General features: G+C 59.2%; 15 protein-coding genes. 4 read left to right on the top strand and 11 right to left on the bottom strand.

From position 1 onward, the window contains the following. Position 1: 1 nt before the first annotated feature. The 4 genes from ACXMYO_RS13155 to dksA all read right to left on the bottom strand — a co-directional run bounded on the left by ACXMYO_RS13155 (position 2) and on the right by dksA (position 5,416). Complete coding sequence (locus ACXMYO_RS13155; protein WP_457809041.1) at positions 2–2,794, bottom strand: EAL domain-containing protein; 2,793 nt, start codon at positions 2,792–2,794, stop codon at positions 2–4. A 54-nt stretch (positions 2,795–2,848) separates the two neighbouring features. Next, complete coding sequence (locus ACXMYO_RS13160) at positions 2,849–3,970, bottom strand: hypothetical protein (RefSeq protein ID WP_457809042.1); 1,122 nt, start codon at positions 3,968–3,970, stop codon at positions 2,849–2,851. Positions 3,971–4,016: 46 nt separating this feature from the next. Further along, complete coding sequence (locus ACXMYO_RS13165; RefSeq protein ID WP_438765228.1) at positions 4,017–4,439, bottom strand: hypothetical protein; 423 nt, start codon at positions 4,437–4,439, stop codon at positions 4,017–4,019. Between the two features lie 551 nt (positions 4,440–4,990). After that, positions 4,991–5,416 carry an RNA polymerase-binding protein DksA gene (gene dksA / locus ACXMYO_RS13170; protein WP_438765229.1) on the bottom strand — a complete coding sequence of 142 codons (426 nt, stop codon included), beginning with the start codon at positions 5,414–5,416 and terminating at the stop codon, positions 4,991–4,993. Positions 5,417–5,582: 166 nt separating this feature from the next. Here dksA and ACXMYO_RS13175 point away from each other — a divergent pair, with 166 nt between their 5' ends. Further along, entirely contained in the window at positions 5,583–6,236 is a 654-nt protein-coding gene (locus ACXMYO_RS13175; protein ID WP_457809043.1) for a DUF938 domain-containing protein, read from the top strand. Positions 6,237–6,245: 9 nt separating this feature from the next. Here ACXMYO_RS13175 and ACXMYO_RS13180 read toward each other — a convergent pair whose 3' ends face one another. The 4 genes from ACXMYO_RS13180 to ACXMYO_RS13195 form a co-directional block, all read right to left on the bottom strand. After that, positions 6,246–7,388: an App1 family protein gene (locus ACXMYO_RS13180; RefSeq protein ID WP_438765231.1), complete on the bottom strand. Its 1,143-nt coding sequence runs from the start codon at positions 7,386–7,388 to the stop codon at positions 6,246–6,248. 156 nt (positions 7,389–7,544) lie between these two features. Next, complete coding sequence (shiA, locus tag ACXMYO_RS13185) at positions 7,545–8,858, bottom strand: shikimate transporter (RefSeq protein WP_457809044.1); 1,314 nt, start codon at positions 8,856–8,858, stop codon at positions 7,545–7,547. 146 nt (positions 8,859–9,004) lie between these two features. After that, positions 9,005–10,399, bottom strand: a complete 1,395-nt coding sequence (locus ACXMYO_RS13190) for a DEAD/DEAH box helicase (protein ID WP_438765233.1) — start codon at positions 10,397–10,399, stop codon at positions 9,005–9,007. 184 nt (positions 10,400–10,583) lie between these two features. After that, positions 10,584–12,056, bottom strand: coding sequence for a Na+/H+ antiporter NhaC family protein (locus tag ACXMYO_RS13195; RefSeq protein WP_457809045.1), 1,473 nt, complete (start codon positions 12,054–12,056; stop codon positions 10,584–10,586). Between the two features lie 248 nt (positions 12,057–12,304). On the opposite strand from ACXMYO_RS13195, the gene ACXMYO_RS13200 reads away from it, so the two are divergent. Continuing rightward, positions 12,305–13,585, top strand: coding sequence for a DUF445 domain-containing protein (locus tag ACXMYO_RS13200; RefSeq protein WP_438765235.1), 1,281 nt, complete (start codon positions 12,305–12,307; stop codon positions 13,583–13,585). A gap of 13 nt (positions 13,586–13,598) precedes the next feature. Here the strand turns inward: ACXMYO_RS13200 and ACXMYO_RS13205 are convergent, their stop codons facing one another. Then, positions 13,599–13,949 (bottom strand): hypothetical protein, encoded by a 351-nt coding sequence (locus ACXMYO_RS13205; RefSeq protein WP_438765236.1) that lies wholly within the window; start codon positions 13,947–13,949, stop codon positions 13,599–13,601. 311 nt (positions 13,950–14,260) lie between these two features. On the opposite strand from ACXMYO_RS13205, the gene ACXMYO_RS13210 reads away from it, so the two are divergent. Continuing rightward, entirely contained in the window at positions 14,261–15,913 is a 1,653-nt protein-coding gene (locus ACXMYO_RS13210; protein WP_438765237.1) for a catalase, read from the top strand. Between the two features lie 146 nt (positions 15,914–16,059). On the opposite strand, the gene ACXMYO_RS13215 is transcribed toward ACXMYO_RS13210, so the two are convergent. Further along, positions 16,060–16,254 (bottom strand): SEC-C metal-binding domain-containing protein, encoded by a 195-nt coding sequence (locus tag ACXMYO_RS13215; protein WP_457809046.1) that lies wholly within the window; start codon positions 16,252–16,254, stop codon positions 16,060–16,062. A gap of 163 nt (positions 16,255–16,417) precedes the next feature. Continuing rightward, the gene (locus tag ACXMYO_RS13220) at positions 16,418–17,092 is read right to left on the bottom strand and encodes a GntR family transcriptional regulator (protein ID WP_457809047.1); all 675 of its coding nucleotides are present in this window, start codon (positions 17,090–17,092) and stop codon (positions 16,418–16,420) included. Between the two features lie 269 nt (positions 17,093–17,361). Between ACXMYO_RS13220 and ACXMYO_RS13225 the strand changes: the two genes are divergently transcribed. Continuing rightward, entirely contained in the window at positions 17,362–18,600 is a 1,239-nt protein-coding gene (locus ACXMYO_RS13225) for an NRAMP family divalent metal transporter (protein ID WP_457809048.1), read from the top strand. The last annotated feature ends 10 nt before the right edge of the window (positions 18,601–18,610 follow it).

Raw genomic sequence — 18,610 nt, forward strand, 5'->3', positions numbered from 1 at the left:
GCTACCCTATCAACATATTAAATGCTTCTTCCGGCCTAATGGGCACACCCACATAATATCCCTGCGCGTAGTCGACGTTTAATTCTTTCAGCGCTTCCAGAATCAACGGATCACTCACAAACTCTGCAATCACCTTTTTTCCAAAACCCTTGGCCACATCGGCGATAGCCTTGACCACCAGCCTGTTTTCCTGCGACTTGAGCATCTCACTCACGAAAGAGCCATCGATCTTGATATAGTCGCTGGGCATCTGCCCCAGGTAATGAAAGCTGCTGAACCCGACGCCGAAGTCATCCAGTGCAATCTTGCAACCCAGCGCCTGAACGCCTTTCAACAGGTTGTTTGCTGTTGAAAAATCGGTGACGGCAGCCGTTTCGGTAACCTCCAGTATCAAGCGTGCAGGATCAAGCCCCCTTTTGTTCAAGGCCTTTTCTACAAAGTCCCTGAAGCTTTCATCCTGCAATGTTGTTCCAGAGATGTTCACAGCAAGATGAATGGGCTGGTCGCGCAGCTTTGCCAGCAAATCAAGGCTTTCGTTTAAAACCCATCGATCTATTTCAACAATCAGGCCGCTTCTTTCCGCGGCAGGAATAAACAGGCCCGGCATGGCGAGATTGCCGTTTTCGTCACGCATGCGAAGCAAAACTTCGTAGTGCTGGATGGTGCCCTTTTCGACACAGGCAATAGGCTGTACAGCAAGCTCAAACCGCCGCTCGCTCAATGCCCGACGTATTTCATCCAGCCAGTAAACGCGCTCCTGAAGTTCATGACTTGTGTCATATTTTTCGGGGATCAGGTACCACTTGTTGCCACTCATCTCTTTTGCCTTGTACATGGCAAAATCGGCATTGGCCATCAGCTTGATATGATCTTCACCGTGTACCGGATACAACGCTATCCCGATACTTGCCATGGCACGATGACGGCGACCGTTTTCATAAAAAACGATTTCTTCAAGCTGGTGAAACACTCTCGATGCCATGTGACAGGCATCTTCTGCTGTAGCGTTTTCAAGCAGGATCGAGAATTCATCGCCCCCCTGACGGGCCACGGTGGCTCTCCCGGCCACCTCTTCAGTCAACGCCTGTGCTACCCGCTTCAATAACTGATCGCCCGAGTGGTGGCCTCCCAGCTCGTTCACGTTTTTGAACTGATCAAGATCCAGATAGAGTACTGCCCCCTTGTTACTGTCATCCTGCATGACGCTTTTTAGCTTGTTTTCAAAAAAGCGCCGGTTATAAAGCTCTGTCAGGGGGTCGCGATGGGCGAGCCACGCAAGTCGCTTTTCAGCCTGCTTGCGTGCAGTAATATCAAGGCCTACCGAAATATGGATTGCGTCTTCAGAAGCGGGGTCCAAGGGTGCATGAACCCAGGTGACAATAATCTCTTCACCGGTGTGTATTCTTATCGAACTTTCCTGCTGTCTGGTGCCATTCGATAATCGCGTGGCCGAACGCATTCGAAGATTAAATATCTTTTCAAAGGAGCCACCGATCAGAGAGTGGCTTTCTCCCATCATTTCCTGAGCATGTCGATTGATCAGCGTTATTTCGCCCTGCTTGTCATGCGTCAGAATCAATACGTGCGCGTTGTCCAGCAGCCCACCAATGAAGTCTCTTTCCTTTGCGAGCTCTTTTAAACGTGCTGATAACTCCAGATCCCGTATGGATACCTTGTCTTCAAGCTGCTCAAGCTGATCGGCAAGATCAAAGGCCGCCTTGTCGAGAATATCTATTTCGTCTTTCCATCGTTTGTCTCTTGGCTGCGTTTTTTGCCTGACGCGCTCGAAACCACCGTGGGCAAGAGAGGGCAAGGCACTGGAAAGACGCCGGAGTCTGGCCATGGGTCTCCACAGGATCATGAAAAGAAAGATTTCGGCGACCAGCCAGCCCAGCACGGCGATGATAAAAGTATTTCTGGTGTTTTCCACAATCCCCTTCACCTGGGGTGTGATGTCCGATATTAAAAGGAGATGACTGACATCACTGCTTCCCTGGAAATTTTCCAGCGGCATGGCAAATATCTCATAGCTGCCATGCCCATGATTCATGCGAATCGCCTTTTGAGCCATCGACGCCAGAGAATATGAGCGCGCAGCATCTTTTATGACAGGTAACTCTTTTTCTTCGTTGGTCAGCGCAATAATGGAGGCCTGCCAGGAGGGCAGATAATGTGCATGACTTGTGGAAGTTTCTCCCTGAATCAAGAGCGCCACATCGCCCCCCGAACTCTTGTTTGTATAGAGAATAACGTCGATCAGGGAACTGGTAATAACGACAACTCCGACGCTTTCGCCATTTTCCAGAACCGGTACAGCAATATATTGACGGCATACTTCCGTACAAATCAGCGTCTCGGCGGGCATCTCATCAAGAATGACGCTTTGCTCCCAGGCGTTCATCAGATGTTCGGGCACATCTTCCTGCAGACGGCCAAAGGTGGATACATTGGTCCCGGCCATGTTCAAAACAGAAAGGCTTTCAATCCCTACCTCGATCTGCAGGGTTGGCCATTGAGACTGGAGTGTTTGGTCAATAAAGGCATAGTCATTGTTTTCCAGTGCCTTACCGAGACTGTTTGACGAGGCGACAATGCTGGCAATCTGTCGCAAATCATTAAATGACCGCTCCAGAGACATATTGATGTCTTCAATACGACTACTGTAGCTGGCCTTTTGAGACGCCTTGAACTGCTCTGAAAGATTTTGATAGCTGGCCAGTGTAAAGGTGCTTGCCAGCCCCACCATTACCAGGCTGGTTAATATAATAGCGCGCCATTTCAGGCTAAAGTTCATGCCGTTCTCCCGGAATGCCTATGGCAGATACATGCGTCTCCATATATGACGGGCTCAAAAACGCCATGAAGCCTGGAAAAGAAACATCCCCCAATACTGATCCGATACATCCTGATCTCTGGGCAACCAGCCTGTACCGTTTATATGATGATACTCCGTTGAAAGCAGCAGGTCGGAAGTTGCATTCCACTGCAGGCCCAGCGTCCAGTCTCTGGCGAATTGAGAATGGCTGGCACCTCTTCCGTCAGCCTCAAACCTGCTCCCGTTTCGATCGTCGCGATTATTGACAAGCGAGTCATACCGCAAAAGCCACTGCCAGTCTTCAAGAAAACGTTGCGTATACTGGAGATACCAACTTTCCCCGGTAATGCTTTGATCAAAGTCTCCACCGGTAAATGATTGGCGCCTGAGCGCGTATTCACCCGTCACACTCCAATACCCATGATTATATTGAAGTGACATTATTATCGGTCTGAAGGAGTAACGATCAGGTGCATCACGCGGGCCGTCAATGTCTATATTGGCATCGGCAATCGTTAAAGCTGCAACAATATCGCCCGGACCATGCTCGTAAACGACCTGCCCGATCGAAGACAATGCCCCGTCGATGGAAGCCGGTACCCTTGAGCCCCAAATAGTGTTTTTTACGTTACTGTCAGTATTGGCCTTGCCCACACCTGCCTGGAAATAGAGGATGCCGGAAGGTAAATGCTCCTCTTCATAAATGGAGATACCTTCGGAAGAAAGCGCTGGAGCTCGGGTGCGATCAAAATATATCGACTGCGGCAAAAGTATGCTGGGCCGTGTAAACGCCACATCGCGTGTTTGGTTATAAATACCAAAAGGCTGTTTAAGCTTCCCGATCTGCACGCCTGCGACACGACTGTTCGCTGTAATGAACTGATAATCCAGCAGCCCGTAATCAAGACGGGGCTCGTAGCTGCTGTTGTCGTCACCGGCACGACGGCTCAGCACCTGAGCGGACACCAGCAGGTTGTTGCTTGGGCGCATGGAAACATTGGCCCCGACTTCCGTGTACTCAAGGCTGCCAGCATCCCGACTGCTGGGGCCGAAGAAGTCGTTATGCCGACTGATGATCAGCGCCTGACTCAAAAAGCCGTGTGCCTGCACGGTGTCGAACATGTCGGCACGCGCGGGCGAAGCGCTGCCGGCCATTGCGATAACCGCCAGCGCTGCGGCATGTCGAGAACGGCGAAACGGGTTACTCCACCGTAAAAACGCTGACGCTATCATCCACGGCTCCTTTTTCCAGATAGCCCAGCCCGCCTGGCGTACTGGCCACACGTTGTCGCATTTCTTCAACCGAACCGACTTCATTGGGCGCCTGTCCCGTACCGGAAAATACCAACCGGTCCCAGGAAAGGCGCAGCTGATGGGGGTAAACGCCAAGAATTTCCTTGGTAAAACGTTCATGCAGCGGGTGCTTGTCCGGCAGCACAAAAACATGCGCCGCCTCGCCATCGGGCAGCGTGCGCTGTCGCATGGCAAAAATGGCGCGCACGGTTTCCCGGGTCATGTTGCCAGGCGTTGCCGACGGATTGGCGATCAGCACCATCGGCTCATGGGCGTACGCCGTCGGGCCGCAGAAAAGCAGCAACGTGACTATCGATACAAGTACCATCATGCCTTTCGGCATTTTCCAGGCTCCCTGCCCCTGCCAGAAAAAAAGCCACTTCCAGCTACCTCCGGCAGCATGAATGGGCACGCCCCGTCAGCGGTGGCCTGACAGGAGGCGGCTATCATGCCTGCACATTGGCAGCATCAAATGCCCAAGAAGCAGCGATTCATCCGTGCATATCGTCATCAACCAGGCGTTTTGTAGACCAGCCTGTGTCAAAAGGCAGACCAGAGACTGTCATGACCGACCCGTATCGATGTCTTTTCATTATTCTTTTACAGGATAATAACGCTTACATTAGAAAGATGTATGTGCAGATTGGATGATGTGGGTCACACCTTTCACCTAATTATCGAAAACCTCATTATTATTAGCCTTCTGGTATTTTCACCAATCTTTCTTGAGCTTTTAACATGGGTTAATTCGATTAATAAAGTATCAGCCAGAGGTCGAAGAAAAACGTCGTATTGCACAACGTTCAGGAATAAAAAAATCGCCCCGGGATGGGGCGATTTTTAGACAGGGCAGGCGCGGTGAACCGGCATCGGTGGCACCATTCAGCGGCGGCGGGCGTAATGGTTTTCCTGTTGCTCCTGTCGCTGCTTGGCCTCGATGGTCAGCGTCGCGGTCGGACGCAGCAGCAGGCGCTTGAGGCCGATGGGTTCGCCGGTCTCCTCACAGAAACCGTAATCCCCCTCTTCGATACGATCGAGCGTGGCATTGATCTTGCGCCACAGACGCGTCTCACGATCGGCCTGACGCAGGGTATAGCGCAGTTCTTCTTCACTGGCTGCGCGGTCGCTGTCATCACCGCTGCTTTCTGCCATGCCGATACTGCCGCGCATCTCCTCAAGGGTCGTTTCGACTTCCTTGCGCTCCTTGAGCAGCAGCTGGCGAAAATATTCCAGCTGCGCATCGTTCATGTAGTCCTCAGCCGGCATGGCAAGAAGCTCTTGTTCGTTGGCAGGGATATTGACTGTCATGATGCGTCGCCTCACTGAGTCCATTCAAAAAAGCGTTCTAACATAGCAGAAAACCGACGTGACAGGGCAAGTATGGTCGCTGGTTCAAATTCATCCCAGTCTCTTGTGATCGGATATTGTGCCCGGCGCACCCCTTCACCACGAAAAAACGTGAACAGGAAAGCACATGACCACCATGGATGATTCAAGCACTGCCTTTGATAACCGTCAGTACAGCCCGGCGGCGCAGCGCAATCGCGGCCCGCTGCTGGACGTGCTGAAGGCGCATCTGGCGACGGGTTCGCGTGTACTGGAAATTGCCAGCGGCAGCGGCGAACACATCACTTACTTCGCTCACAACATGCCCGAACACGAGTTCACCCCCAGCGATGCCCAGCCTGCAGCGCTGGCCTCGATCAGTGCCTGGCGAAAGAGACTGTATCAAGCGGTCCCTGACGCTCGGCTGCAGCCGCCGCTGGCGCTGGATGTCGGGGAACATCCGTGGCCGCTGGCAGCCTCGAGTGTCGATGCCATGCTGTGTTTCAACATGATCCACATTGCACCGTGGCAGGCCACGCTGGATCTGTTCGACGGCGCCGCGCGGCATCTGACGCCGCAGGGCTGGCTGCTGCTATACGGCCCGTTCAGCCGCAACGGCGTGCTGAAAGCTGAAAGCAATGCTGCCTTTCATCAAAGCCTTCAGGCGAGCGATTGTCGCTGGGGCGTGCGGGATCTGGAACAGGAAGTGCTGCCGGCCGCTCAAGAAGCGGGGCTGGTAGCAGCCGACATCATCGACATGCCGGCCAACAACCTCTGCGTCCGGCTTGTCCGTGCGAGCTGAGCAAAGGCGCTACTGGGACTCACGCACGCGCTCCAGGGCGTCGCTCGAGATATAGCCGTGTTCATGGGCATGCTCGGCCATGGTCAGGCTGTCCGAGGCCAGTACCAGCGTGCAGTCGTTGTTCTGCTCCTTGTCGATCTGATCCGACAGGGTCTCGATGGCCTGCTGACGGTCGGCATCGTTGCTGACATCGCGGATATAGACCGTGCGGATGCGGCCGGGATAGTCACGCACGATGTCGGTATAGACCTCGGGGTCGTGCTGGCCGCTGTCGCCGATCAACACAAAGGGCAGCGGATCATACAGCTCAAGCATGGTCTCGATCAGTGCACGCTTGTGGTCTTCGGCCTTGCGCGGCAGCGGGTGTTGCAGCGTCAGCCCCCATTCGCGCAGAAACAGAATCGGCCCGACCGGAATCCGATTGAGTCGAAAAAACGCCTCCAGCATCTCATAGATGCTCCACGGCGCCCGCGAGACGTACAAAAGCGGTCGCTGGCAGTGCTGATCCCCATCGCCCACATGAAATCCGCGATAGAGCGCCGCCACGCCGGGAAAAGCCATGCGCTGCTCGGCGCGGGCAATGAAGAGGTGATACATCATCTTCAGCTTGTTGGCCACGCCGGTGTACATCACCGTATCGTCGATATCGCTGATCACGGCAAAGTCGATATCGGCCGGCGGAATATAGATATCCGCTACGGCATCGCCGCCGGCACCGCTATTGGCTCGAGAGCTCTTGTGATCCTTGCTCGGCGATATGATGCGCAGATGTGCCTCGTGCCAGATCCGATCCCCCGGCAGCGGCGTTTCAAGCTGAATGTGGGCGTTGAAATAGCCATCCCGGTCGGTGGTCACCGTGACCGTCTGATCGCTCAGCTGAATCTGGACATCGATGTGCTTGATGCCCCAGCGCACGGTACGGCGCACGATATCGGCCAGGTCACGCCGCCATGACCCGTCGGGCAGGTCCAGATTGAAGCCGGGCTGGCGAAAGACCCGACCCATCAAAAACACTTCCCGATGGGTGCCGTAGCCGCGGTAGGTATGAATCAGCCTGCCGCCGTGGACCTTTTCCGACTTGGCCGGACGCGCCACAACGTGAAGCAGCTTCTTGAGTCCCTTGATCAGGGCAGCGATGGAGCGACGTGGCATTGAGCTTGACCCGGTAAAAGACATCGTTTCCCACAAATGGCGAGATGAAAAAGCCGTTTTGTTGCGTAATGCTTAAGAGTAGTCGCACCGCCTGCCCCTGTCGCCCGCGCCATGACCGTGACGTGACAGCCACCGACCCGCCGCCGGCCCTGTGTGTCATCCTTCCCGGTCAGCGCGGTGGCGCTGGATGCTCATCACGCCCAGCGCCGACAGCCCACAGCCACAGGCCAGATAGACCGCCACCGGCAGCCAGCTGCCGCCGGCCATGCTCACAAGGGCGGCGGCAATAAACGGCGTAAACCCGCCGCCCACAACGCTTGCCACCTGATAGCCCACGCCGGCACCGCTGTAGCGGTAGGCCGTGCCGAAAAGCTCGGCAAACATGGGCTGCTGAACGCTGACCACCATGTCATGGGCGATGTTGGCCAGCATGACGGCAAAAAAGACGATCCAGACAGTCGAGCGCGCCTCCAGGGCCATGAAAAAGGGAAAGGCACACAGTACGCCGACCAGCGCGCCCACCACGTACACGCGACGACGGCCGAAGCGGTCGGCCAGAAGCGCAAACAGCGGAATGGTCACGCAGCTGATGGCGCCGACCAGCAATCCGATATTGAGAAAAAGCTCGCGGGACAGGCCCAGATGACTGGTGGAGTAGCTCAGCGCAAAGGTGGTCACGATATACATCGTGAAAAGCTCGGCCAGGCGCAGCGCAATGATTTGTAAAAACGCTTTTGGATGCCGGCTCAATGCCTCGAGCACCGGCGGCCGGGCGGGTGTCTGCGCCCTGTCCTCGACGGCTGCCTTGAATTCGGGCGACTCCTCAAGCCCCGCGCGCACCCAAAAGGCAATCGCCACCAGTACAACGGAAAAGACAAACGGCAACCGCCAGCCCCAGCTCTGAAAGGCGGCATCATCAAGATAGTGGCTTAAAAGCGAGATACTGCCGGTGGCCAGAATCAGCCCTACCCCGTAACCTACCTGCACACCGCTACTGTAAAACGCCCGTCGATGACGCGGCGCACTCTCGACCGCCATCAGCGCCGCACCGCCCCACTCGCCGCCCACGGCAAAACCCTGCAGCGCGCGCAGCGTCACCAGCAGGACCGGAGCCCAGACGCCGATGGTGGCATAGGTTGGCAGCAGCCCGATCAGTGCCGTGGAGACCCCCATCAGCATCACGGTCAGCACCAGCATGCGCTTGCGCCCCAGCCGATCCCCGAAATGACCAAACACGATGCCCCCGAGCGGGCGGAACAGAAAGCCCACGCCAAAGGTCGCCAGCGCCGCCAGCGTGCCGGCGGCCGGACTCACGTTGGGGAAGAACTGAGAATTGAACACCAGCGCCGCCACGATCCCGTAAAGCAGAAAGTCATACCAGTCGACCACCGCCCCGACAAAACTGCCCAGCGCCGCGCGACGCGCCTGCTGCTCATGGGTCAGTCCCTTTGAATGCCTTGCTGCACGCATGCTCGCACGCCTCTTTTGCTCATCGCTCAGTGAAGGCCAGCGACCATGCCACTGCCCGCTGCAGGCGTCTACCGGAAAGCGGGCATAAAAAAACCGCCTGCCGAAGCAGACGGTTTTGAGATCATCACACAGGATGCAGCATGCGATCAGCGGTTGCCGCTGTTGTCCGCCGAGCCCGAGCTGCTGCGCCGACGGCGACGCGCCGGGCGTGCCTGCTCGTTGCTGCCAGTGCTGCCGGTACTGCCACCGCCACCGCTGCGCGAGCGATTGTTTGATCCACTGCGGCCGTTGCCGCCGCCGTTGCGAGCGCCACCGCCATTGTTGCGCGCCTGGCCACTGCCCTGACGACGCTGGCCGCCGCCCGGGCGCTGTTCGCGCTCATCCGGCGTTTCCGGCACGGCCCGCGTAAAGTCAAAGCCCTCGGCGCGCGCCTCGGGAATGTTGCGCCCAATCAGCTTCTCGATCTGCTTGAGCTGACCGCGCTCGTCGGGCATGACCAGCGACACCGCCTGACCGGTGGCGCCGGCACGGCCGGTACGACCGATGCGGTGGACATAGTCGGACGGCGTCTTGGGCAGCTCGAAGTTGACCACGTTGGGCAGCTCGGAGATATCGATGCCGCGCGCGGCCACGTCGGTGGCCACCATCACCTGTACTTCACCGCTTTTGAAACCGGACAGCGCCGCGGTGCGGGCGTTCTGGCTCTTGTTGCCATGAATGGCCGCCGCCGTGATACCGGCCTTTTGCAGATGCTGGGTGACGCGGTTGGCCATGTGCTTGGTGGCCGTAAAGACCAGCGCCTGGGACCACTGATGATGGGTAATCAGATGGGTCAAAAGCGCCATGCGCTGGGGCTTGTCGACCATGTAGACCGACTGATCAACGCTTTCGGCCGCCGTGTTGCGCGGTGCCACGTCAATGCTGACCGGATTGTCCAGCAGCGTGCCGGCAAGTTCCCTGATCTCTTTTGAAAAGGTCGCGGAGAACAGCAGGTTCTGACGCTGCTTGGGCACCAGACGCAGAATTTTCTTGATGTCGTGAATAAAGCCCATGTCCAGCATGCGGTCGGCTTCATCCAGCACCAGGGTCTCGACCTGATCCAGACGCACGGCCTTTTGGCCGACCAGATCCAGCAGGCGGCCCGGGCAGGCGACAAGAATATCCACGCCGTCACGCAGCCGCGCGATCTGCGGATTGACCTTGACGCCACCATAGACCACATCGCTTTTTAGACGCGGGTTGAGGTGAACGCCGTATTTTTCGACCGACTCGCCGATCTGAGCGGCCAGTTCACGGGTCGGGGTCAGGATCAGGGCGCGTACCGGACGCTTGTGGCCCTGCGGCTGGCGCGACAGTCGCTCCAGGATCGGCAGGGTAAAGCCTGCGGTCTTGCCGGTACCGGTCTGGGCGGCTGCCAGTACGTCGCGGCCTTCAAGACAGGCCGGAATCGCCTTGGACTGAATGGGGGAAGGTGTCTGGTAGCCAGCATCTTCAAGAGCACGCAAAAGCTCGGGCGACAGCCCAAGTTGGGAAAATGACATCGACAGGTTGTCTCATGGCGCTATCGGATACTGGCGTCTTCTTCGCGAGAGCGACAGCGCCGTGACAGCGCAGGGGGAATTTCAATGACGGAGGCAGACCGACGGCCTGCCCGTGCGAAGAGGAGCGCCAACATAGGGGATTTGCGCCCCGATTGCCAGCGTTATCGTGTTGTCGCCCTGCGCATCAGCGTGTGGGCGTGGCCTCATCAACCGTCTCGTCCTCCTCGAAATGCAGCCCCCAGCCGGTGGCCGCGGCAAACAGCATGATCAAAAGCAAAAACCAGCCGTGGAAGACAAACGGGAAGACCTCGGTAGGCGCCACGACCGGCAGCCACGCATACTGGCCCTGCATGGCCGTGATCGTTGCCCAGCCCAGCAGTACCGGCGCCCCCCAGGGGAAGATATAGCCCAGCGCCGACGTGACGGCGTCGAGCATATTGGCGCGGCGATAGCGATGAATGCGGTACTTTTTGCCCAGCTCGCGTACGAAGGGGGCGGCAGCAATTTCGGCGGCCGTATTGATGGTGATCGCCGAGTTCAAAAGCGCCACGATCCCCCAGATGGCAAGCTCCGCGCGGCGCACGGAATCGCCGATCCAGCGCATCAACCCTTTTGTGACGGCGCTCATGGTGCCGCCCAGTTTGAGCAGATGCGCGGTCGCGACAATCAACAGGATCAAAATTGCCATGTTGACGTAGCCGCTGACGCCATCCACCAGCGCCCCGGTCACCACGGTGTCGCTGTCCGGATCAAAGGCCATGATCTCGCCCGGGGCGGCAAGCCCCGCCGCCACGATCATGATGGATGCCGCAACGATCCCCCAGGTCAGTGAGGTGATCAGATGGTGACCGCGCAGGGCCAGCAGCAACACCAGCGCAAAGGGGATGAGCATCAAAAGCCCCATCGGGTCGGTCTGCGCCATCATCGCGTTCAGGGCTTCCTGATTGCCGCCCGCGTCGCTGCTGGCGTTGCCCAGCAGCACAAACAGCACCAGCGACGGCACGGCCGCCATGATCGAGTACTTGAAGCGGCTTTTCACCACGCCCGGCACGTCGGCCTCCTGGGTGGTGGCCGAAACGATGGTGGTGTCCGACACCGGTGCCAGGTTATCGCCAAAGATCGCGCCGGCCAGAATCGCGCCAAACAGCACCACCGGGTCACAGCCCAGCGCCACCCCGGCCGGGTACATCAGCGTACTAAAGGCCACCGTGGTGCCGTAGCCGGTGCCGACTGCAGTAGAAAAAACGGCTGCCAGTACAAAGGTCAGGCCCACAAAGGCGCCGCCGCTGGCCCCCGAAATGCCGCCCAGCCAGACCAGGCCTTCCACCAGCCCGCCGGTCTGCAGCACCTGCGCCAGCATGCCGGCATAGAACCAGGCCACCACGGCGACCACGCCAATAGGCTGGGCCATGCCGCTGAAAAGCCCCTGGGCATACGCCTCCCAGCGGCTCTTGCAAAACAAAAGGCCCAGCGTCAAACCAAACAGACAGCCCATGACCAGACCGATTTCGGAGGACAGCCCCAGTACACTGGTGATAATCGCCCAGCCGACAAAAAAGATCAGCGGTATGGCAGCACCCAGCGCGCCAAGGCGAAAATCAAGGCCGGGTTCTTCCAGAGAGGAGGTCGTTGTGTGGTTATCCGGTATGTCGGTCATGCCGTCTCTCTATCGTCGTCTGAAAACGCAGGGGCGCAGAGTGTTTATCGCCTCCAGACGCCGGGTGCCCGGCAACAGATTGAGAGGAGCATCCGGCTTCAAAAGGCGACGCTGAATTGTAATGACCGAAAGTGTGACCGGATCAAACAGGCGGAACAACCGCCCTGGACCAATGGGTGGAGGATGCACGCACAGGCGCGCGCTGCGCTAAGCTCTCGCCAGATCATTTCACAAGGGAGCGCCTTCGATTGACCCCGCCACACCACAACCGACGCCGCATCGCCACGCTCTGCCTGATCGGCGCGCTGATGTTATACGTCGTCAGCACCTGGTATCAGGCCCGCTTCCCGGCGCTTGAGTACGTCTCGGCCTTTGCAGAGGCGGCCATGATCGGCGGCATCGCCGACTGGTTTGCCGTCACCGCACTCTTTCGCCATCCGCTGGGGCTGAAAATCCCCCATACGGCGATCATTCCGCGCAACCGGGCGCGGCTGGGCAAGAGTCTTTCCGGGTTTATCCGCGAGAATTTTCTGTCAGAGACCTACGTGCGCGACAGCGTGCGCCGCTTTGACGTGGCCGGCGCGCTGGTGGGCTGGCTGTCACGACCCGACCGGCGCGTCATGGTGGCCGAGCGTTTGACCCAAATGATGAGCACCTCATTATCGGCGGTGCGCCAGAGTGCGGCGCGGGATTTTCTCACCCGCACTTTGCGCCACCATCTGGGCCGCATCAATACGGCCCGGCTGATGGGAAGCGCGCTGAACGTGCTGGCCGCCGAGGGGCGCCATCAGGCGCTGCTGGATGATTCGCTGGCCAGGCTCTCACGCTGGCTCGAGGTCGAGGACAATCAGGAGCGGGTCAAACACTTCATTACCGGGACCGTCTTCAAGCTTTTCAACCCACGCGTCATGGGACGCGAAGTCAGCATGCACCGGCTGGCCGGCTGGCTGATCAACGAGCGCATCGTCGAGCAGAGCGCGCGGTTGATCAGCGAGGTCAGCGACGACCCGGACCACCCGCTGCGTCAGCATCTGGATCATCAGTTTGCCGAGTTCATCGAGCGCATGCGCCACGACCCGGCCCTTGCCCGGCGGCTGGACCGGCTGCGCGATGACCTGCTCGATAACGATCGTCTCAGCGACTATATCGCCGGCGTCTGGGAGGAGCTGATGGACTGGCTGGCCCGTGATCTTGACGCTGCTGATTCGCAGTCACGGGCCTGGATCGAGCAGTTCATCGAGTATTACGCACGCACCCTTGAACAGGATGCGCCGGCGCGCGAATGGCTCAACGAGCAGGCCGTCGCGCTGCTGCCGGCGCTGGTCGAACGCAACGGGCCGCGCATCGATGCCTACATCCAGCGCTATCTGGACAGCCTCGACAGCGATGAAATCGTCGCCCAGATCGAGAAAAACGTCGGCAACGACCTGCAGTTCATCCGTATCAACGGCACGCTGGTCGGCGGTCTGATCGGGCTGGTCATTCACGCCCTGACCCAGCTGGTGCTGACACTTCAGGTCGGGGCGTAAAACGCCGCGCGAACTATTCGAGCGTGACAAATACCGAGCGGCGCGGCTGGCCGTCAACTGCCCGGCTCACGTGGCCGCGCCCGGTGGTGTCCTCGCACAGCAGGATATCACCGGTGTTCAAACGTCTTGTCTCGCCGCTGCCCACCGTAATGTCCACGCTGCCGTCGAGCATCAGGATGTACTGGCGCTGCGGCGCGTTGTGCCAGCTGTAGTCATAGTCCGGGGCAGTTTCACGAAACACGAGGCCGGTGGCCGGGATCGGCGCTGACAGCCTGCCGATCTCGGCATCACCGCCGACCTCGATCTCCAGGTCCTCGAAATGGGACTCGCCGTCGTCACCGGAATACAGTCTCGTTACGTGCATCAGTCACACCTGCCGTCATGGAAAAGGGCCATGTTGCCCTGTTGCATCCCACGAACCTGTGCCGTTCATGCCCGACGTCGCCTCGTGGTCACCAGGCTTCAGCTCCGGCGCGGTTTTGACCCGTCGACCAGCTGCCATGTTTCACGTGAAACACCGTGCGACAGCGGCGTTTCCCGGAGCGTCATAGTCCTGGCCTCCGCGCCACGATAGGACTAATCCATGAAGGTACCGTGGTACCTTTCGCATTCGGGGCCGCTCGTGACCGGCTCCTGATACGACCCGGACAGGATGTCAATAAAGAGGAGAAAGGCATGTCGGATAGAGACAACGAATTGACCAATCGACAGGGTCATCCTGTCAGCAACAATCAGTCCCAGCGCACGGTCGGCAGCCGCGGCCCGGCGACGCTCGAAAACTATCAGTTTCTCGAAAAGATCAGTCATTTCGACCGCGAGCGCATTCCCGAGCGCGTGGTCCATGCCCGCGGCTTTCTGGCCTACGGTGAATTTGAAGCCACCGGCATGATCGGTGATGAGCCCGCGTCCAAATACACGCGCGCCAGACTTTTCCAGGACGCCGGCAAGAAAACCGACCTGGCGCTGCGCTTTTCCACCGTCATCGGTGGCCGTGACTCCTCGGAAGCCGCTCGCGACCCGCGTGGCTTTGCCGTGAAGTTCTATACCGAAGACGGCAACTGGGACCTGGTCGGCAACAATCTGCCGGTGTTCTTTATCCGTGATGCGATCAAGTTCCCGGACGTGATCCACTCGCTCAAGCCGGACCCGGTCACCTTCCGTCAGGAACCCAACCGCATCTTCGACTTCATGAGCCAGACGCCTGAAGCGATGCACATGCTGACGCACCTGTTCAGCCCGCGCGGTATTCCGGCCTCCTATCGTCATCAGGAAGGCTTCGGGGTCAACACCTACAAGATGGTCAACGCCCGGGGCGAGACCTGCCTGGTCAAGTACCACTTCCACCCGCAGTGCGGCGTGGCCAGCCTGACCGCGGCCGAAGCCGCGAAGGTGCAGGGTCAGGATCTGGGCTCGGCATCGAAGGATCTTTATGATGCCATCGAGCGCGGCGACTATCCGAAATGGGATGTGTTTGTCCAGCTGATGGAAGATCACGATCATCCCGAGCTCGACTGGGACCCGCTGGACGACACCAAGATCTGGCCGGAAGATCAGTTCCCGCTGCGCAAAATCGGCGTCATGACGCTCAACCGCAACGTCGAGAACTTCTTTGCCGAAAACGATCAGATCGCCATGGGTACCGGCGTGCTGGTCGACGGCCTGGATTTCTCCGATGACAAGATGCTGGTCGGTCGTACGTTCTCCTACTCCGATACCCAGCGCTATCGTATCGGGCCCAACTACCTGCAGCTGCCGGTCAATCAGCCGAAAAATGCGAAGGTTGCCACCAACCAGCGCGACGGTCAGATGGCCTATGACCAGAGCATGGCGCCCGGGCAGAACCCGCACATCAACTTCGAGCCGTCGATCCACAACGGTCTGCAGGAATCCAGCCGCGACGAGCCCAACCACCCGCCCGAAGTCCGCGGGCCGCTCACGCGCAGCGTGCTGGAGCGTCGTAATGACTACGTCCAGGCGCGCGGTCGCTACAACACCATGCAGGACTGGGAGCGCGACGACCTGACCGGCAACATGGTCGAACTGCTGGGTCTTTGCGAGCGCGACGTGCAGGAACGCATGCTGTGGCACTTCTGGATGGTGCATGACGACTACGGCAACCGCGTGGCCGACAAGCTCGGCCTGAGTGTGGGTGATGTGAAGCAACTCCAGCCGCTGGCCAGACAGGTTCTCACCGACGACGACAAAAAGCGTCTCGAGCACCTGGGCGACAACGGTGACAACGTGAGCGCCGAAGGCTGGGGTCAGTGGACCAGCTCGGTCGACAACCGTCAGGTTACGGCTGAAGAAGTCCTCGAAGGCAGGCTCTGATCGATACCATCACGCCGGGCGCGTCCCGGCGTTGAGATCTGCCAGCAAAAAAAACCGGCGCCCCTGGGCGCCGGTTTTTTATGGGGTGTCGGTGGTTTCTGACCGGTTTTTGTCTGAACGGTCGCCGAGCAGAGACGGGACAGCGCCTAGCCGCCGTGGCACTTCTTGAACTTCTTCTGGCTACCGCAGGGGCACGGGTCGTTGCGTCCGACATCCTTCATGGCATTGCGGGCGGGCTTTTGAACGCCGTGGCTGCAATTCGGGCCATGGACGTGGCCATGCTCATGATGATGGTCGTGGTCGTGCTGGCAGTGCGGGCCGTGGACGTGGGGCTGGTTCATGTCGTGTCTCCGTGATCGTGATGACGTGGTCGCAATAGCGTGATTATCAACGCTGCGCGCCAAAAGAGAAGCCCCGATACGGCGATTTCAAGACCTGCCCCCTGCCCTGCGGCCCCGCCGGCATATTTCGCGCGCCGGACTGTCGCGCCATGCACCGGACGGTTTATCCCCCGGAGGTTGCCTGACGCTCCCAGGCGGCCAGCACGACCCGCTCGGACTGCGCCAGGTACTGCTCCAGAAGGGCCACGGCCGCTTTGTTGTCGCCGGCGTCAAAGGTATCCAGCACCTGCTGATTCATCTCGACATACGGGCCGTGCAACCACTCCTTGTCGGCCATCAGAGCGAAGGCGAGACGCAGCTCGGCCAGGATCTGGCTGAAAAAGGCGTCAAGGCGCGGACTGTCCGCCAGTGCCACGATGGCACCGTGAAAGGCCATGTTGGCCGTGCCTACCGCCAGCCAGTCCCTGCGCTCGCGGCACTCGCGGCCGTTTTCGACCGCCGCGCGCATCTTCTTTACCGCCGGGTGGCTGGGCCAGGCGTCATCGAGGGCGCGGCACTCGATCAATCGCCGCAGCCGGTAGATCTCGACAATGGAGGCCGGGTCGGGGCGGGTCACGAACACGCCGCGGTGGGGCTGATGCGTCACCAGCCCCTCATGGGCGAGCGTGCGAAAGGCCTCTCTCAGCGTATTACGCGAGACCCCCAGACGTTCACACAGGGCGATTTCCGAGAGCCGCTGCCCCGGCGCAAAGGCCCCTTCTACCAGCAGCCGTCGAATGCCGGCCGTCACGGTTTCTCCCAGCGATCTGCTCCCGTCTTCCAGGGCCTGCTTTTTCATTGAAGCGCCGTTTTGGTCATGACTTGTCAGGAAACGCCCAGTGTTCCCGATAAGGGCGCCTGCCGACAAGCCTTGTGCGTGCACCGAAACGGCGCGCGGCAACATTTTGATGCACCGGCATGAAACACAAGTCGAATACCGCCCCGCCGGCATGGTCCGTATTGTTGAACAATCAAAGTGGATAAACCTACAAAATGCGGACGCTCTGCCGATTGTGGCACGCCGATTGCTGGCAGAGCCTGTCACCATTTCTCCTCGGAGCCCTTGATATGGCAGCTACTCCTGACGTCGGGTCCGCCCGCTCCCGACGCGCCTCCCTGATCGGTGCCGTCTTTTTGATGGCCACCTCGGCGGTGGGCCCCGGCTTTATTACCCAGACGGCGACCTTCACCGCCACGATGGGCGCCGCCTTTGCCTTTGGCATTCTGGCCTCGATCCTCATTGACCTGGTGGTGCAGCTCAACATCTGGCGGGTGGTCACCGTGACCGGCATGCGCGCCCCCGAAGTCGCCAACGCCGCCCTGCCCGGCAGCGGCTATCTGCTGGCGATCCTGATTATCGTGGGTGGACTGACCTTCAACGTCGGCAACATTGCCGGCGCCGGTCTCGGTCTCAACGCGCTGATGGGGCTGGACACCACCTGGGGCGGGCTGATCAGCGCCGTCATTGCCGCAGGCATCTTTTTATCAAAGCGGGCCGGCGTTGCCATCGACCGGATCATCATCGTGCTGGGGATGGTGATGCTGGCGATGACCGTGTTCGTGGCGTTTGCCTCCAGCCCGCCCGTGGGCGAGGCGCTGCGCCAGACCGTCATGCCCGATACCATCAACTTTGCCACCATCACCACCATCGTGGGCGGCACCGTCGGCGGCTACATCACCTATGCCGGCGCCCACCGTCTGCTGGACCGGGGCCTGGGCGGCGTCGAGAATGTCGAAACCGTCTCGAAGGCCGCCCTGCGCGGCATTCTGGTCACCGGCGTCATGCGCTATATCCTGTTTCTTGCCATTCTTGGCGTAGTGGCCAGCGGCGTGGTCATCGACACCGCCAGCCAGAGCGCCAACCCGGCCGCTCAGGCCTTCCAGGCCGCTGCCGGCGAGATGGGCCTGCGCGCCTTCGGCCTGATTCTCTGGGCCGCCGGCATCACCAGCATCATCGGTGCGGCCTACACTTCAATGACCTTTTTAAGCGCCTTTCGCCCCGGCATCAGCGAAGGCGTGCGCAACCGCGCCACACTGGTATTCATTCTTGTTTCACTGGCGGCCTTTTTGTCGATCGGCACACCGCCGGCAGCGCTTCTGGTCTTCGTTGGCGGCTTTAACGGTCTGATCCTGCCGGTGGGACTCACGCTTTTCATTTATGTCGCCTGGCGCCGGCGTGATCTGATGCACGGCCATCGCTACCCGCGCTGGCTTTTGATCTCGGGTGCGGTGGTCTGCGCGCTGACCTGGTATATGGGCTTTAACGCCATCGGCCCGATCTTTGCCTTTCTGACACCCTCTGTATGAACCGGGAGCC

This window comes from Kushneria sp. EE4 (genome assembly GCF_977968315.1).

What these genes read in the sequence shown, in the direction of transcription:
- ACXMYO_RS13225 (WP_457809048.1), top strand. Translation starts at nt 17,362, where the DNA reads ATGGCAGCTACTCCTGACGTCGGGTCCGCCCGCTCCCGACGCGCCTCC.
- dksA (WP_438765229.1), bottom strand. Translation starts at nt 5,416, where the DNA reads ATGACAGTCAATATCCCTGCCAACGAACAAGAGCTTCTTGCCATGCCG.
- ACXMYO_RS13165 (WP_438765228.1), bottom strand. Translation starts at nt 4,439, where the DNA reads ATGATGGTACTTGTATCGATAGTCACGTTGCTGCTTTTCTGCGGCCCG.
- ACXMYO_RS13215 (WP_457809046.1), bottom strand. Translation starts at nt 16,254, where the DNA reads ATGAACCAGCCCCACGTCCACGGCCCGCACTGCCAGCACGACCACGAC.
- ACXMYO_RS13205 (WP_438765236.1), bottom strand. Translation starts at nt 13,949, where the DNA reads ATGCACGTAACGAGACTGTATTCCGGTGACGACGGCGAGTCCCATTTC.
- ACXMYO_RS13195 (WP_457809045.1), bottom strand. Translation starts at nt 12,056, where the DNA reads ATGACCGACATACCGGATAACCACACAACGACCTCCTCTCTGGAAGAA.
- shiA (WP_457809044.1), bottom strand. Translation starts at nt 8,858, where the DNA reads ATGCGTGCAGCAAGGCATTCAAAGGGACTGACCCATGAGCAGCAGGCG.
- ACXMYO_RS13155 (WP_457809041.1), bottom strand. Translation starts at nt 2,794, where the DNA reads ATGAACTTTAGCCTGAAATGGCGCGCTATTATATTAACCAGCCTGGTA.
- ACXMYO_RS13160 (WP_457809042.1), bottom strand. Translation starts at nt 3,970, where the DNA reads ATGGCCGGCAGCGCTTCGCCCGCGCGTGCCGACATGTTCGACACCGTG.
- ACXMYO_RS13220 (WP_457809047.1), bottom strand. Translation starts at nt 17,092, where the DNA reads ATGAAAAAGCAGGCCCTGGAAGACGGGAGCAGATCGCTGGGAGAAACC.
- ACXMYO_RS13190 (WP_438765233.1), bottom strand. Translation starts at nt 10,399, where the DNA reads ATGTCATTTTCCCAACTTGGGCTGTCGCCCGAGCTTTTGCGTGCTCTT.
- ACXMYO_RS13175 (WP_457809043.1), top strand. Translation starts at nt 5,583, where the DNA reads ATGACCACCATGGATGATTCAAGCACTGCCTTTGATAACCGTCAGTAC.
- ACXMYO_RS13180 (WP_438765231.1), bottom strand. Translation starts at nt 7,388, where the DNA reads ATGCCACGTCGCTCCATCGCTGCCCTGATCAAGGGACTCAAGAAGCTG.
- ACXMYO_RS13210 (WP_438765237.1), top strand. Translation starts at nt 14,261, where the DNA reads ATGTCGGATAGAGACAACGAATTGACCAATCGACAGGGTCATCCTGTC.